The organism is Thalassotalea fusca (assembly GCF_053485835.1).
In genome coordinates this window covers 38,728-54,516 of the sequence record NZ_JBQRUN010000001.1, presented here as the reverse complement: position 1 = coordinate 54,516, position 15,789 = coordinate 38,728, and the positions used below count along the sequence as shown (strand labels likewise).

Below are 15,789 nucleotides of genomic sequence, written 5' to 3'. Positions count from 1 at the left end.
ATTCTCATTTCTTACCTGTTGAATTCATTTACAAATTAGCGGTTGAGGCCAAAGCGTTAGTTTGATATTAATGATTTCAGTGACTAAAGAAGATATATTCAGTAGTCTAATCAAGAAAATATTCGTCGATAAATCAATTGGCATTATAGTAACTTATGATGACCTAAGGGCTTGAGTTGAATACCAATTACAAAAATAAGAAAAATATTTTGCGTATATTCAAATCCGTATTCGCCTTTTTCACACTGATGATTTGCATGGCGACATATGCGAGCAACAGTATAGACAGTGTGCGTGTGTGGCCAGCCCCTGAAAGTACGCGGGTTGTTTTTGATCTCAGCGAAAAACCCAATTACAAATACTTTAGCTTATCTTCTCCACAACGGTTAGTGATTGATTTTTACGACAGTAAATCTCTCGTATCCTTTAAAAACCTTGTGAAAGACGATCATCGAATAAAAAGAATTCGCACCAGTACGCCTAAAAATAGTGGTTCGACCCGTGTCGTTTTGGAGTTGGCCGATAATTACCAGCTAACGGTTTTTCCGCTAGACCCTGTTGGACAATACGGTAACCGCTTGGTCGTAGATCTTCACGACAAAGAGAGAAAAAACACAGTTTCACAAGCCGATGACGATGCAATGCGCGATATTGTTGTCGCCATAGTTGCTGGCCATGGAGGTGAAGATCCTGGCTCAATTGGCTATAAAGGCAGTTACGAAAAAAGAGTCACCTTGGCTATTGCCAAAAAATTAGCAAAAATGATTAATAAGCGTCAGGGCATGAAAGCCGTGATGATCCGCACCGGCGATTATTATGTGAGTCATGATCGTAAACCTAAAGTTGCTCGTGAACACAAAGCTGACTTGCTTATTTCAATCCACGCAGACGCATTCACTTCCTCAAAACCACGTGGTGCGTCGGTTTTAGTGCAATCACCGCGCAGAGCCAATTCAGAATTTTCTCGCCTCATAGCGAACCGGCAGAAAGAGTCTGAATTGTTAGGAGGCGCTGGTGAAACGATCAAAAAGACCAAAGATACAAACTTAGCCATTACATTGGCTGACATGAAAAAAGAACATACCATGAAAAGCAGCTACGAGTTCGCCACCGATGTGCTTAAAGAGCTAAAAACAGTGACAAAGCTGCATAAGAAAAAGCCTGAAGGTTTGAGTTTAGCAGTGCTCAAAGCCGCGGATATTCCTTCGGTGTTAATTGAAACGGGTTTTATTTCTAACCCTTATGATGAGAAAAACCTTAATAGCCCTAATCATCAACGCAAGCTTGCCAAGGCGATAGATAATGCGGTAAATAATTATTTCACTCGTAATCCACCACAAAATTCATTAATCGCGTCGAAGCCAAGAGTGATTGAACACAAGATAAAACGCGGTGAATCTCTGTCTGTTGTTGCGCAACGTTATAAAGTGACGGTAAATCACCTAAAAGACACCAATAATCTGACGTCGAATGTGGTGCAAATTGGTCAAACATTAAAAATTATGCAGCCAAACTAACTCGTGTTGAATTAGTCTATGTGAATGTGCCATGCTGTAGTTATAAAGAGATTGACATGTGCTAGTTACTTTACGCATAAAGGAGAAGAAAATGGACTACTTCGGCTCATTTGCCACTACTAGCGAAAACGCGCTTAAATTACTAACCCCTGTCGTCGATAAAGCACTGGTTGCCCATCAGGAAGGAAATTATCGCGACTATGCCGCAATCATCACAAACGAACTTGCAGAAAAAGTCACTGAAGAGAGCTTCGCCCGCGCGCACAAAGAAATCGCACCACAACTCGGCAAATTACAATCAAAATCATTTTTAGCGGCACTCAAACGCGACACTAACCCAATGTTATTGTATTCCGCGAAATACAGTGGCACGGAGGATGATATCCTGATCAACGTCACCTTCAAGAACGGCACGCATCCGCCGCAAATAGACTGGTTGTGGATTGAATAATATTAGCGCGTGTCTATTGAGTATCAATCACTACGACTAAACTGGTAAATCACCTTAGCGCAATATTGTTTCTCTTTTCGTAATATCGCTTCATTGCGCAAGTCTTCATTTCCACTATTAATTGCATTTGGAATGCCTTGGGCTTCTAAACACACCGCCTGCAACGGCTGAAAAGGATGATTGAGGTACTGCCCGGAGTATAACTGCAGTCCCGGTTGATCTGTGTATAACTGCATCGTAATGCCATTTGTGCGGCCACGGAGAATCGCAACAGGCTCCGCCAGTCGATTTTTGTTCACGTTTGAATGTGCCAATACATAGCAGTGGTCATAACCATTTGCATCGCCTATTTGTGACGATGTCGCACGCTCAATAGCTTGACCAATTGCCCGTTGCTGCGAAAAGCAAAAGTCAGTGTTTTTTGTACTTTGCGGTGGCTCTATCGGTATACCTGTGTTGTCAGTTGGAAGGTAAAAATGGCTATTGAGTTGCAAATCAAGATCATTGATATTCGTTTCGCCAAGATGAAAGTAGCAGTGATTGCACAGGCTTACAGGGGTGTCTTGATCTGTTGTCGCCTGAAACGCAATCATCAATTGATTATCTTCGGTAAGTTGATAACTCACCTTCGCCAGTAACTCACCGGGAAATCCTTGCTCTCCAGCTTCAGAGAGCAACGAAAAGGTGAGTTTATTCGCAATAATGTCCTGATGCGCCAGCTGCCAATGCTTATAAGAAAAGCCTTGCGAACCACCGTGCAAGCAATGTTCTCCATTGTTTTGCACCGCCTGATATTGCTGGCCATTAAGGGTAAAACGCCCCTGTGCAATACGATTACTCACCCGACCTACCGTAGCACCGAGATAAAAAGGATCGTCTATGAATTGCTCAGCACTTTCGTAAGCAAGTGTTAGCTCTTCTAAAGAACCATTGACTGGAAAACGTATTGAACTTACGCGCGCGCCGTAGTCTAGCAAGCGCACTTCCATACCATTTTGGTTACGAAGTAGGTAACTTTGCACTGCCAAACTGGCATCTAACGGTGCCATGCTATGATACATAACCATCTGGATTGTTACTTTGCCAATGCCAGGTATCTTGCACCATATCTTCAATAGTTAACTCTGTTTGCCACCCCAGCACTTGTTTAGCCAACTGAGCACTGGCGTAACATTGCGCAATGTCCCCAGCTCGGCGTTTTTCAATCTTATATTCAATGGGTCTACTTGATGCCTTAGCAAATGCCGCGACCATTTCAAGGACAGAATAACCACGTCCACTGCCCAAATTAAATGCGTGGCAACCAGTTTCCTGATGTAGTTTTTCTAACGCTTTTACATGGCCTTTCGCTAAATCGACAACATGAATATAATCGCGCACGCCGGTGCCATCATGTGTGTCATAGTCATTGCCGAATACCGAGAGCTGGCTGCGTTTACCTACAGCAACCTGCGCAATAAACGGCATTAAGTTATTCGGAATACCTTTGGGATCTTCACCAATCAAGCCACTTGGGTGTGCCCCTACCGGATTAAAATAACGCAGCAAGATCGCCGACAATCGCTTGTTTGCCTGTGTAACCTCACGGCACATCTGCTCTACCACCAACTTTGTTTGTCCATACGGATTAGTCGTTCTAAGCGGAAAGTCTTCAGCAATAGGCACACTATCAGGATCACCATAAACTGTTGCAGATGAAGAAAAAACGAAACAATTAACGTCATATTCAGCCATCACAGTCATGAGCACTCGTGTACCATTGACGTTGTTGTCATAGTATGTGAGTGGAATTTCCGTTGATTCCCCAACCGCCTTCAAGCCAGCAAAGTGCATTACTGCGTCTATCGCGTGTTCATTAAAAACCTTGTCTAAGGCATCAGGATCGCGAATGTCAGCCTCAATGACCACCAAAGGTTTATTCGTGATAGTCATCACTCGCTCTAATGCTTTAGGGGACGAGTTAGAAAAATTATCCAATGCAATCACATTGTGGCCCGCATTCAATAGTTCCACACAAGTATGCGAGCCAATGTAACCTGCACCACCTGTCACTAAAATATTCATCGCTTTTCCTCTGAAAATAATCTGATGGGCTATTACCACCATATGCCATATAAGAAGATGAGAATTACCGACACACCAAGTGCTGCCCGATTAAAGCCTTTCGACGTTGAAAAAGTAATTTCTGACAAATCTACGCTACTGTCTACGCTGCTAGATTTGCTGTTGAGTGACACAATCACCGTTAGCAGCATACAAAGTACAAAAACTAAACCAATGCGGTCCATGAATGGTAGCTCAGGCCAGAAGAATCGTAATGCCAGCGAGAAAATAGCCGACCCCAGCGCCGCAGACAACGCTCCCTTGGATGTCGTTTTTTTCCAAAACATACCCATGATAAAAATCACCGTAATGCCTGGTGTAAACACCCCCGTAAACTCTTGAATATATTGAAATGCTTGCTCAAATTTGCCTAACAATGGCTCTGCCATAAATAAAGCAATGATCAAGCTTACCAAGGTCGCGACACGCCCGATAAATACATAGTGGTGTTGGCTACGCTGTGGCTGAAACTGTCGATAAATATCCATCGTAAAGATAGTTGAAATACTATTGGTCATTGAAGCGAGTGAAGAGACAATTGCCGCCACCAGCGCAGCAAATACAATCCCTTTGATACCAACAGGCATTAGCGACATCATCGACGGATAAGCTTGATCAGGCTTAGTTAAATCTGGATACAACAGCACCGCCGCAATCCCCGGCAACACCACTATCACCGGCATCAATAGTTTGAGATATGCGGCAAACGCAATGCCTTTTTGCGCTTCATTCACACTTTTTGCCGCCAGCGCCCGTTGAATGATGTATTGGTTGAAGCCCCAATAACTAAAATTCATCACCAACATTCCGCCAATGAGCACTGAAATGCCCGGTAAATCCTTATAATTCGGGTTATCGCTAGACAAAATCATATCGAAATGCCCAGGCAGTTGCGTGGTCAATACAGTAAAGCCCGCAATAACGCCCTCGCCATTAGCAACTTTATCTAACGCGAGATAACTCAATAATAGCCCGCCCAAGACGAGTAGTACGACTTGTAAAATATCGGTATAGGCAACGGCCTTTAAACCACCGTATAGCGAATAAGCGATAGAAAACACCGCCAGAAACACCATACCAAACATCCAATTAACGCCAGCGACAGTTTCAATCGCCAATCCACCAAGCCACAGTACCGCTGTTAAGTTAACGAATATATAAACAAGCAGCCAGAACAGCGCTAAAACCGTTTTCACGCGGTTGTCAAAGCGCTGCTCCAAATATTGCGGCATGGTATATATTTGATTCTTGAGAAATACGGGCAATAGATATTTGCCGACCACAATTAACGTTAACGCCGCCATCCATTCATAAGAGGCTATCGCCAAGCCAATCGCAAAGCCCGAGCCAGACATGCCAATAATCTGTTCAGCGGAAATATTAGACGCAATAAGTGATGCGCCTATCGCCCACCACGGCAACGCTTTACTCGCTAAAAAATAATCCTCAGTATTGCGCTCGTGGTTAGCCTCGTTGCGAGAAATCCATAACGCGACAATAAGGAGCCCTGACACGTAGGCAATAAATAGTGAAATATCGACAGTGTGAAGCATCGGTGTTATCTCTGTTGTTATTGTTAATGTTCGGCGTAAAATCGCTTTGTTGGTAACCGCACGTTAGGCGGTAAAAGCGCCTGTTTCAGCGGTACACAAATAGATATCAGGTGTAATGCCAGTTTTTTCAGGATATTGCGTCTCGACAGCGGCAGTCGCAACATCAACCATTGATGTCGGTACTAACGCCACCACGCATCCACCAAAACCACCGCCCGTCATGCGTGCCCCGCCGTTTTCTCCCAATACTGCTGATAATATTTCGACCAACAAATCGAGTTCAGGTGTCGTTACTTCAAAATCATTGCGCAGTGACGCATGCGAATCAGCCATTAGCTGACTTAATGTGTGAATGTCATGATTGTTTAATGCGGTATAAGCACGCAAAGTACGTGCATTTTCGCTGACGACATGCCAGGCGCGACGAAACAGTTGAGGCTCAAGGTCGGCTTGCGCTTGCTCAAGGTCGGCAAGTGATACCTCACGCAACGCTTTCTTATTAAAAAACTTAGCGACTTGTTCACATTGCTGGCGTCTTATGTTGTATTCGCTGTCGACCAACTCACGTTTCACATTAGAGTTAACAATCATAATCGCCATATCATTAGGAATGCTGGCATATTGATAAGATAACTCCCGACAGTCGAGTAGCATAGCCTGCCCTTGTCGGCCTAGCGCAGAAATAAACTGATCCATAATGCCACAATTGCAACCAACGAACCTGTTCTCAGCACGTTGTCCGATTTTAGCTGCCAGTTCACCGCTAATATCGAAATTAAATAGTAAAGAAAAAGCCTTAACTACCGCAATTTCAAATGAAGCAGAAGAACTCAACCCTGCGCCCTGCGGCACATTGCCACATACCCAAAGATCTGCACCATTTATCTCGATCCCTGCGATCATCAGCTCGTTTAGTACACCCGCCACATAATTGCTCCACGGCACCTGTTGATTAAAGCTAATCGACGCCAGATCAAAACAAACACTTTCATCGTTGTAATCTTTTGCGATGACCCGAATTTGGCGGTCATTTCGAGGATTTGCCAAAACATGGGTACCAAAATTAACCGCAGCAGGGAGCACCCAACCATCATTGTAATCAGTATGATCACCAATTAAATTTACACGACCAGGCGCATAGGCGACGACTTGAGGCTCACAAGAATATGCCTGATAAAATTCCTGTTTTAAAAAAGTTAACTCATACATATTCATTACCGCTGCTTATAATGGATTGAAGATAAATTTTTCAGTCTAATCGCTGCTTGTTCAGGTGTGATATCACGCTGTGCTTCTGCCAGCATTTCATAACCTACCATAAATTTCTTTATGCTAGCACTTCGCAGCAAAGGTGGGAAAAAGTGCGCGTGTAGTGTCCATTCCGGGTGATCTTGGCCGTCGAATGGCGCACCATGCCACCCCATAGAATACGGAAATGAGCAATGGAATAGGTTGTCGTATCTAATCGTAATTTGTTGAATAATATCAGCCAAAGACCGTTGTTGTGCACCACTAAGTTCGGTCATACGCTGCACATTAAATCGTGGCAATAAAAGTGTTTCAAACGGCCACGCAGCCCAATACGGAACGACGACTAACCAGTCGTCATTACTCACTACAATACGCTCGTCTATCGTTAGTTCTCTATGGATATAGTCTCCTAACAAACTATTGTTGTACTGACGATAGTATTCGCTGAAGTTATTTTGTTTGTTCTGCACTAAAGTTGGCAATTGGTCTTGTGCCCAAATTTGCCCATGAGGATGTGGATTCGAGCAGCCCATTACAGCTCCTTTGTTCTCAAACACTTGAACCCACAAATAGCGTTCACCTAGGCTGCGATATTCATCCTGCCACGTGTTTATCACAACGGTAATTTCATCCAAACTTAGCTCAGGTAAACTCCTACCGTGATCTGGCGAAAAGCAAATCACACGACTCTCACCCCGGGTTGATTGCAGACCGAAAAGAGGATCATCAATAGTGACATGCGGTGTATCAGGCTTAAGTGCAGCAAAATCGTTTTGAAAGACAAATGTGGTGTCATATTCAGGATTCACTTCACCGCTAATACGTTGATTACCTGCACACAGGTAGCAGCTTGGATCATGTGCAATGTGTGTACCTTCATCCACTGATTCAATTTGCCCTTGCCACGGACGCAATGCGCGATGCGGAGATAACAGCACCCACTCGCCCGTGAGCGGGTTATAGCGTCGATGAGGATGCTGGCTGACGTCAAATGATTCTTCAATCGCCAAATTTGCGTTTTGCTTTGCCTTCATGAAATTCCCAATGTCTTAAACTTTCCGGCTCATAGTGCAATAAAACCTATAGCGGTGCATTCCCGAAAAGGGGCTATAACCTCCTAAAAAACATCTTGTTCAAAATTTTCAGAGTAGCAACGATGTATCTCAAATGAACAACGGCATGCCACGATATTTTTTTCTTATTTTTCAGCAAATAACAAATTTATGATAAATAAATCAACTTTATTGATGCAAATGAGAATGATTATCATTATTATAATTAAACTTTCATCGATTACATGGCAACGCAATCGCAATAGTTAGGTAAGGAGAATCAAGATGCAGCCCACGGACATTTCGCCCGCAATTAGACAACAAGATACTTTAGCATTAACACAACCTCAGCAATTTGTATTCAATCAACTAAATCTGTCGGAATACAAGCAAAGCATTACGCAGGGATTAACAACCGTAGTAAACATAATTTCTAAGGTTGAAAAACCTTGTTCTGGCGTGTCTCCCCAAGAGCTTACACCGCTGTTTGACCACATCAACTTGGAGAAACCTGTTGAAAATGTTGCAGAAGCACTCGAAGAGCTAACAACTTTATATTTCAATGACGCGGTGTACTTTCATCACCCTAAATATGTCGCCCACTTGAACTGCCCTATTGTCTATCCTGCTATCTTAGCTGAATTAATTTTATCCTCATTAAACTCTTCGCTCGATACTTGGGATCAAAGTGTTGGTGGTACTCTGATTGAACAGAGCCTAATTGATTGGACGGCGAAGCGCATTGGCTTTGGCGAAAATGCCGATGGTATCTTTACCAGTGGCGGTACGCAATCTAACTTAATGGCCTTACTGCTCGCCCGTGATGCGTTTTGTCGAGACCGTGATCAGTATGTTGTTAAAACAAATGGCCTTCCTCAAGATGCACATAAGTTTCGTATCTTCACCTCTGAAATCAGCCATTTTAGTGTACAGAAATCAGCGGCAATATTAGGTTTAGGTTATGACGCAGTTGTACCAGTAGCTGTTGATTCTCGTTACAAAATGGATAGCGAGCAACTCGAACGCAGTATTATCATTACCTTAAAGCAAGGGCTGATCCCAATCGCTGTTGTTGCGACTTCGGGCACAACAGACTTTGGCAGTATCGACCCCATCAATCAAATCGCAGACTTATGTGAAAAATACGGTCTTTGGTTACATGCGGACGCAGCCTACGGATGTGGCTTGCTCACTACTGAAAACTATCGCCATAAACTACATGGTCTCGAACGTGCCAATTCAGTTACGATAGATTATCACAAGTCCTTCTTCCAGCCTGTCAGCTGTGGCGCTTTTTTTGTTAAAGACAAGCGTGATTTATCTGTTGTCACCCATCATGCCGAGTACCTTAACCCACTGAGTCAACGACAGGACGGCACACCAAACCTTGTAGACAAAAGCATCCAAACCACCCGACGCTTTGATGCGCTCAAACTTTGGCTCACACTGCGCATAATGGGCAGCGACAGCATTGGACTATTATTTGAGCAAGTCATTGCAGTCGCATCACAGGCTTACTACCGCTTTAAGCAAGATGAAGAAATAGAAGTGTTACATGAACCTGAATTGAGTACGCTCGTTTTTCGATTCATTCCATCAACCATTGTTAATGATGAACAAATCGACAAAGCAAACGAGCACATTCGCAAGGCAATTTTTCGCTCGGGAGAAGCTGTATTAGCCAGTACAAAAGTACATGAAAAGCGCTACTTGAAATTCACACTGCTTAATCCAGAAACAACGATTAACCATTTAGAAGAAATCTTGCAGTTGATCAAGAAATATGGTCGCCAGTTTTTCAACGTACATTTACAAGGTTAGCCCTGTCGCAATGGAAACATATCAAGAGATGCATATGAAAAATAACATGGACAACAAAATATACGACTTTCTGGCGATAGGACTAGGACCATTCAACTTAGGGTTAGCCTGTTTAACCGAGCCGCTCGACAATCTAAACGGTATTTTTTTAGAAAAAAACGACGGGTTTAACTGGCATCCAGGGATGATGATTGAAGGAACACACTTACAAACGCCTTTCATGTCGGATTTGGTCACTCTTGCCGATCCAACCCACCCACTGAGCTTTTTGAACTATATAAAACAACAAGGTCGCATTTATTCCTTTTATATTAAAGAAAGCTTCTTTTTGATGCGTCAGGAATATAATCAATATTGCCAGTGGGCAACGAAGCAATTATCAACTATTCGCTTTAGTACAGAGGTACAGCAGATAACGTTTGACGAAGCTACTCAGCTATATGCAGTAGAAGCCGTTAACACCAGTACAGGCAACATGTCAGTCTATCATGCAAAAAAATTAGTGTTAGGCACAGGACCCAGCCCTTATTTGCCGGAAGCGATTACAGATTTACCTTGCTCTGTTAGTCATTCATCCAGCTATTTAAGCGACAAACGCGTTTTGCAGTCTAAGTCGTCGATCACCATCGTCGGTAGTGGCCAAAGTGCTGCAGAGATCTTCTATGATTTGTTGCAAGAAATTGACGTTTACGATTATCAACTGAATTGGGTGACTCGCTCTCCACGCTTTTTTCCGCTTGAATACAGCAAACTCACACTAGAAATGACCTCGCCAGAATATGTTGATTATTTTTATCACTTGCCGCTAGCAAAACGTGATCAATTGATTGCTCAACAAAAACATTTATACAAAGGGATAAACGCCAGCCTAATAAACGATATTTACGACCTGCTTTACATCAAAAACCTAAATGAAAAAGTTAACGTCAAGCTGCTGACCAATAATGAACTTACACAAGCTCACCTTCACCAACAGTCAGGTGAAATTACGCTGAGTTTGCACCAAGTTGAACAAGGTCAACACCACCAACTAACTACTCATGGTTTGGTAATGGCAACAGGGTATCAATACCAGTTACCCGAATTCTTACAAGGCATAAGTGGACAAGTTTTGTGGGACGACAGCGGTCGATTTCATGTAAACCGCAATTACAGTATCGACAAAACAGGTAAGCAAATTTTTGTTCAAAACGCTGAATTGCACACTCATGGCTTTGTTACTCCTGACCTTGGCATGGCAGCTTACCGTAATTCCTATCTAATACGAGAGTTAACTGGCGTAGAGCATTACCCCATAGAGTCACGCATTGCGTTTCAGCAATTTGCTACGCCAACTTCCAGCAATATAGCGCAGGAGGCGTCAATCAAGTGAACATCACATCAATGAAACTAGTTTTGACCAACACCTATGTAGCGTCGGACAAATGCCACAAAACTTATTGGAGAGCGCAGTGAAATTCTCGAAGCACGTTCCCAATATCGGGCAAGTTGATATTAGACGAATCGCATTAAATATAGACTCTCCTTATATCCACCAATGGGTGAATCAAGACTATGCGCATTTTTGGGGTATGACTGGACAATCTCAGGATCAGGTACATGACTTTTATCTCAACCTCGAAGCAAACACGAGCACCGAGTGTTTTATCGGCTTAGTTGACGACATACCGACTTTTCTTATTGAACGCTATGAACCAAAACACGACGAAGTTGGTGAGCATTACAATGTTAAAGACGGTGATATTGGCATGCATATTCTGATCGCCCCCGCAGAGCATCCAATTAGTAACTTCACTTTTCACATTTTTTCGACCGTGATGCAGTTTATGTTCGACGATGACACCATCAAGCGGGTCGTCGTCGAACCCGATCACCGCAATCACAAAATTCACCAACTAAATAAACGGGCAGGTTTTCATCACGAAAAGAAAATTCAACTGGGTGAGAAGATCGCCTACTTGGGATTTTGTACCCGTGAGCAGTTTATTGACGCGACACAAAAGGAACATCGAATCATGCAAATGCTAACAAATTCAGAAGCGCTACTTACCTCTCCGAGCATGGCAACCAAGACTATTCGTTCTGATATCTGGCAACGAGTAAACCGCCTACACGTGAAAAAGTGTCTGGCTGAACTGTCACACGAACGTATTTTTACCCCAGTACTCACTGTTAGTAGCGAAAGCGGGAATCACTATACTTTGCTCACCGACAAAGGCGATATTGAATATCGCTTTAGAGCGAAAGTTTTGGAGCTAAATCACTGGCTTATTGACGAACATTCCATCAAAAAACTTGAAAGCAACAAAGAACAACCGCTCGATTCCATAAAGTTCATCATCGAATTTTGTCATACTCTCGGTATTGATAAGGACAAGCTCCCTACCTACATGGAAGAAATTTCCAGTACGCTGTATAGCAGTGCTTATAAATATACGAAAAGCAATCTGTCAGCGGCTGCACTGACACAGGCCAGTTATCAACAAATAGAAGCAGCTATGAACGAAGGTCATCCTTCATTTATTGCTAATAATGGCCGCATCGGTTTTGACGCGATTGATTACTTGAACTTTGCCCCTGAAACTGGAGCACCTATCAAACTCATTTATCTGGCTGCACACAAGCGACGCACACATATAGCGTTGTCGAATGATCTTACATATGAACAGCTCCTAGCAACTGAGTTTGACCGTACGCTAATTGATAAATTTGAATGTCTTATCAAGGAAAAAGGACTTAATCCCAGTGATTATTTGCTGATGCCAGTGCACCCTTGGCAATGGTTCAACAAGCTTGCCAGCATATTTGCAGCTGACATCGCCTGTAGCGATCTGATTTGTTTAGGTTATAGTGAAGATGACTACCAAGCCCAGCAATCTATTCGCACATTTTTCAATACCAGCTTCCCACATAAACATTATGTAAAAACTGCTTTATCAGTGCTGAATATGGGATTTATGCGTGGATTATCTTCGTACTATATGCGCTCTACCCCCGCTATCAACGATTGGCTGTTACAACTCGTTCAAAATGATACGTTTATACAAGCCAATGGCTTTAGTATTATTCGTGAAGTCGCCGCAATTGGCTATAGCAATCCCTATTATGAACGCGAAGAAATAGGCGACAGTCCTTACAAAAAAATGCTCGCCGCATTATGGCGCGAAAGTCCTTTACCAAAGTTAGAGCCTAATCAAAAGCTAATGACGATGGCATCTTTACTACACATAGACACACAAGGCAAAGCATTACTCGTTGAACTCATCGCGCAATCAGGGTTAAGCACTGATAAGTGGTTAATGCAATATTTCAACGCGTATTTGACGCCCTTAATTCACTTTTTTTATCAACACAAGTTAGTGTTCATGCCGCACGGTGAAAATATCATTATGGTGATGGAAAACGACGTGCCCGTGAAAGTGATCATGAAAGATATAGGTGAAGAAATCGCCATATTAAATTCAGACATCCAACTTCCTGATGAGGTACAGCGTATCTCAGTTACCGTACCAGAAGAATTGGAAATACTATCGATATTTACCGATGTATTTGATTGCATTTTCCGATACTTGTCTGCGATTCTCGTAGAACATACTGACTTTAGTGAAAAAAATTTTTGGGCATTAGTCGCTGGTTGCATTCATGTATATCAACAACGCCACCCACAACTACAGCCTGTGTTTGATAAGCATGATTTATTTGCGAACGAATTTACCTTGTCATGTTTGAATCGCCTGCAACTAGGTAACAACCAGCAAATGATCGACCTTGCAGATCCTGCCAAAAATCTAAAGTTTGCCGGAACACTGGTTAATCCTATCGCGCAATACCGCTGTATAGCCTCACGTAAGTTAGTCGCAACCGCAGATTAATAGCGTTTTTAGTTCACGCCAACCAAGCAATGCAAAAAATTGCTTGGTTGGCGCTTAATTTTGTCAATGTTAAACACATCGAGTATTAAATAATGACAACACCAGCCGAATCTTGTTCTCATAAATACCCACGTATTTTGTATGCTGTTTCGCCAAAGTTAAATAAAGCCCTAGCCTACGATGAATCACAACATTTACACGATATATTGACCAACATTGGTAACCATCAAATCTTAAAGTCTTTGCACGACCAATGCCTTTCCTCATTTCCTCATGCGGGTAAAGCCTATGCTGCTATTCATACTTGGCGGCAATTATTCTGGCAACCTGTCTATTTAGCAATTATTTCAGTTCATGCGCTTGACGTTATAATTGATACGGCAACGCTAAGGCAAAGTGTTAAACAGGGAAGCGTTTACGGTTACCAAGTCGGCACATCATCAAATCCAATTAAATCTCAAGACACGTTAAACGGCAACATAATGTACACCGCTACGCGACTGCGTAAGTTAATAGATAGCCTGTTTAATGAACTTAGTTCGATCACCAAAGTGCCGCGTAGAACCGCCTATGGACTTGTTGCCGATTGCACGCTCAGTGGATTGATGTTACTTCCTCAAGTAATGGTCAGTTGCTCGCAAAGGCAAATCAAAACATGGGCAATTACTTGGTTAGATGCTTTAGGCTTATCCGGTACCAGCGATTTAATGACGATAACAACGAAACACAACGCATCGCGACTCATGCTAGACCGTAAGACCTGCTGTTTGCATTATTTAAATGATCCTGAAAATCTTTGTGTTACTTGTCCAAGGCAAGATCAAAAAACGCGATTCGAACGCATAATCGCGAGAGAAAACTTAATCATATAACCACACCAATAACCGCCCCCAATCGCAATAAAGAATCATTATCATTAGCAACAATATTCATGTATGATGTTAACGCATCACAAACAGCACAGTAAACCACCAACAGTTAAAGATAAAATGAACAGAAAACAGCTATTCAAACTACACTCTTGGGCTGCCCTATTCGCAATGATCCCCATATTAATCATCAGCATTACTGGGAGCATTATCGTATTTAAGCCAGAAATAGATAGTTGGTTAATGCCCGAAAGCGCACAGGTTTCGACTACGATCAACCAACGTAAAGATTTCGACGCTTTGCTCCAAAATATATACCAACAACTGCCTGATTTTGAGATGGGCACATGGGAAGTGTTTGATGATAAGCAAACGTCAGATGCCATTTATGTGATCAAAAGAGGTACCTTTGATTGGTACAAGGTGTACCTAAATCCATATACCGGAAAGACACTAAGCGAGCCAGTTCCATTGAATCATTACCTAACTGATTGGCTAGTCGAATTACATTACACTTTTTTACTGCACGAAGCAGGCATCATGCTTGGCTTTATTTTTGCGCTTATTTTCTTATTCTTAGGAATTTCTGGGCTAATTATTTACCGAAAGTTCTGGCAACGCTTTTTCACATTGCGCTGGGACAAGCAATTGATCGTATTTTTCTCAGATTTTCATAAAATGATCGGTGTAATTTCAGCGCCAGTTCTCATCATTCTTGCTTTTACTGGCGGATACTGGAACATGGCAGAGTTTTTACACGAAGTAGAGGATGCCGAGCAGCATCGTACCTATACTCTCAATGAGCGTCGTTATGATAACGATGTTTCATTTAATCGTCTCAGTAGCGATGTCCTCAACCGCATTGACGGATTTAACATCACCTATGTTGTTTTCCCCTACGAACCGGGGCACGATATTTCATTTTATGGTGCCGTACCAACAGGCAATCCACTGATGAGTGATTATACCAGCGGCGCTACCTATAATCGGTTAACCGGTGACTTTGTCGTGAAATGGGATATTCGAGAACAGGGTTTAGGCACCAAAGCACTCGACAGTTTTAGAGCGCTGCACTTTGGCACATTTGCAGGCATCACTTCCCGCATTTTGTGGTGTGTACTTGGCGCGTCGCCTGTGCTGCTGTCAATTACCGGGTTCTACCTTTGGTATCAAAGACAACGCAAGCGCCAACTGTCACGAAGAAAGCGCTTGGGTAAACAGTTGGCTATTAACGCTGAACCGCACGGTTCAGTAAGTTAACAGTCTTTCAACTGAGTAGCCTCGTTTTTAAAAGGCTGCT

12 protein-coding genes are annotated in these 15,789 nt (G+C 42.8%); 7 read left to right on the top strand and 5 right to left on the bottom strand.

The window, feature by feature from the left end:
- The first annotated feature begins 209 nt into the window (after positions 1–209).
- Positions 210–1,517 carry an N-acetylmuramoyl-L-alanine amidase gene (locus ACSLUK_RS00245; RefSeq protein ID WP_448546476.1) on the top strand — a complete coding sequence of 436 codons (1,308 nt, stop codon included), beginning with the start codon at positions 210–212 and terminating at the stop codon, positions 1,515–1,517.
- Between the two features lie 91 nt (positions 1,518–1,608).
- Positions 1,609–1,968, top strand: coding sequence for a hypothetical protein (locus ACSLUK_RS00240; RefSeq protein ID WP_448546475.1), 360 nt, complete (start codon positions 1,609–1,611; stop codon positions 1,966–1,968).
- Between the two features lie 23 nt (positions 1,969–1,991).
- Here the strand turns inward: ACSLUK_RS00240 and ACSLUK_RS00235 are convergent, their stop codons facing one another.
- The 5 genes from ACSLUK_RS00235 to ACSLUK_RS00215 all read right to left on the bottom strand — a co-directional run bounded on the left by ACSLUK_RS00235 (position 1,992) and on the right by ACSLUK_RS00215 (position 7,909).
- Positions 1,992–3,035 (bottom strand): aldose epimerase family protein, encoded by a 1,044-nt coding sequence (locus ACSLUK_RS00235; protein WP_448546474.1) that lies wholly within the window; start codon positions 3,033–3,035, stop codon positions 1,992–1,994.
- Positions 3,019–4,032 carry a UDP-glucose 4-epimerase GalE gene (gene galE / locus ACSLUK_RS00230; protein WP_448546473.1) on the bottom strand — a complete coding sequence of 338 codons (1,014 nt, stop codon included), beginning with the start codon at positions 4,030–4,032 and terminating at the stop codon, positions 3,019–3,021. Before galE ends, ACSLUK_RS00235 begins: the two co-directional genes overlap by 17 nt.
- Positions 4,033–4,064: 32 nt before the next feature.
- Positions 4,065–5,624, bottom strand: coding sequence for a sodium/sugar symporter (locus ACSLUK_RS00225; protein ID WP_448546472.1), 1,560 nt, complete (start codon positions 5,622–5,624; stop codon positions 4,065–4,067).
- Positions 5,625–5,687: 63 nt separating this feature from the next.
- The gene (galK, locus tag ACSLUK_RS00220; protein WP_448546471.1) at positions 5,688–6,839 is read right to left on the bottom strand and encodes a galactokinase; all 1,152 of its coding nucleotides are present in this window, start codon (positions 6,837–6,839) and stop codon (positions 5,688–5,690) included.
- Positions 6,839–7,909 (bottom strand): UDP-glucose--hexose-1-phosphate uridylyltransferase, encoded by a 1,071-nt coding sequence (locus ACSLUK_RS00215; RefSeq protein WP_448546470.1) that lies wholly within the window; start codon positions 7,907–7,909, stop codon positions 6,839–6,841. The genes galK and ACSLUK_RS00215 overlap by 1 nt, the downstream gene beginning before the upstream one ends.
- Before the next feature lie 303 nt (positions 7,910–8,212).
- Between ACSLUK_RS00215 and ACSLUK_RS00210 the strand changes: the two genes are divergently transcribed.
- From ACSLUK_RS00210 to ACSLUK_RS00190, 5 genes are all read left to right on the top strand, one after another.
- A complete protein-coding gene (locus ACSLUK_RS00210) occupies positions 8,213–9,748 on the top strand; it encodes a pyridoxal phosphate-dependent decarboxylase family protein (protein WP_448546469.1) in 1,536 nt (511 codons plus the stop codon).
- 34 nt (positions 9,749–9,782) lie between these two features.
- A complete protein-coding gene (locus tag ACSLUK_RS00205) occupies positions 9,783–11,120 on the top strand; it encodes a lysine N(6)-hydroxylase/L-ornithine N(5)-oxygenase family protein (RefSeq protein WP_448546468.1) in 1,338 nt (445 codons plus the stop codon).
- Positions 11,121–11,199: 79 nt separating this feature from the next.
- Entirely contained in the window at positions 11,200–13,620 is a 2,421-nt protein-coding gene (locus ACSLUK_RS00200; protein ID WP_448546467.1) for a GNAT family N-acetyltransferase, read from the top strand.
- A gap of 92 nt (positions 13,621–13,712) precedes the next feature.
- Complete coding sequence (locus ACSLUK_RS00195; protein ID WP_448546466.1) at positions 13,713–14,492, top strand: siderophore ferric iron reductase; 780 nt, start codon at positions 13,713–13,715, stop codon at positions 14,490–14,492.
- A 63-nt stretch (positions 14,493–14,555) separates the two neighbouring features.
- The gene (locus tag ACSLUK_RS00190; protein ID WP_448546465.1) at positions 14,556–15,749 is read left to right on the top strand and encodes a PepSY-associated TM helix domain-containing protein; all 1,194 of its coding nucleotides are present in this window, start codon (positions 14,556–14,558) and stop codon (positions 15,747–15,749) included.
- Positions 15,750–15,789: the final 40 nt, after the last annotated feature.

Excerpts from the sequence above, each read along its gene's own strand:
- ACSLUK_RS00205 (WP_448546468.1), top strand. The coding sequence starts at position 9,783 with ATGAAAAATAACATGGACAACAAAATATACGACTTTCTGGCGATAGGA.
- galK (WP_448546471.1), bottom strand. The coding sequence starts at position 6,839 with ATGAATATGTATGAGTTAACTTTTTTAAAACAGGAATTTTATCAGGCA.
- ACSLUK_RS00190 (WP_448546465.1), top strand. The coding sequence starts at position 14,556 with ATGATGTTAACGCATCACAAACAGCACAGTAAACCACCAACAGTTAAA.
- ACSLUK_RS00240 (WP_448546475.1), top strand. The coding sequence starts at position 1,609 with ATGGACTACTTCGGCTCATTTGCCACTACTAGCGAAAACGCGCTTAAA.
- ACSLUK_RS00210 (WP_448546469.1), top strand. The coding sequence starts at position 8,213 with ATGCAGCCCACGGACATTTCGCCCGCAATTAGACAACAAGATACTTTA.
- ACSLUK_RS00195 (WP_448546466.1), top strand. The coding sequence starts at position 13,713 with ATGACAACACCAGCCGAATCTTGTTCTCATAAATACCCACGTATTTTG.
- ACSLUK_RS00235 (WP_448546474.1), bottom strand. The coding sequence starts at position 3,035 with ATGGTTATGTATCATAGCATGGCACCGTTAGATGCCAGTTTGGCAGTG.
- galE (WP_448546473.1), bottom strand. The coding sequence starts at position 4,032 with ATGAATATTTTAGTGACAGGTGGTGCAGGTTACATTGGCTCGCATACT.
- ACSLUK_RS00215 (WP_448546470.1), bottom strand. The coding sequence starts at position 7,909 with ATGAAGGCAAAGCAAAACGCAAATTTGGCGATTGAAGAATCATTTGAC.
- ACSLUK_RS00225 (WP_448546472.1), bottom strand. The coding sequence starts at position 5,624 with ATGCTTCACACTGTCGATATTTCACTATTTATTGCCTACGTGTCAGGG.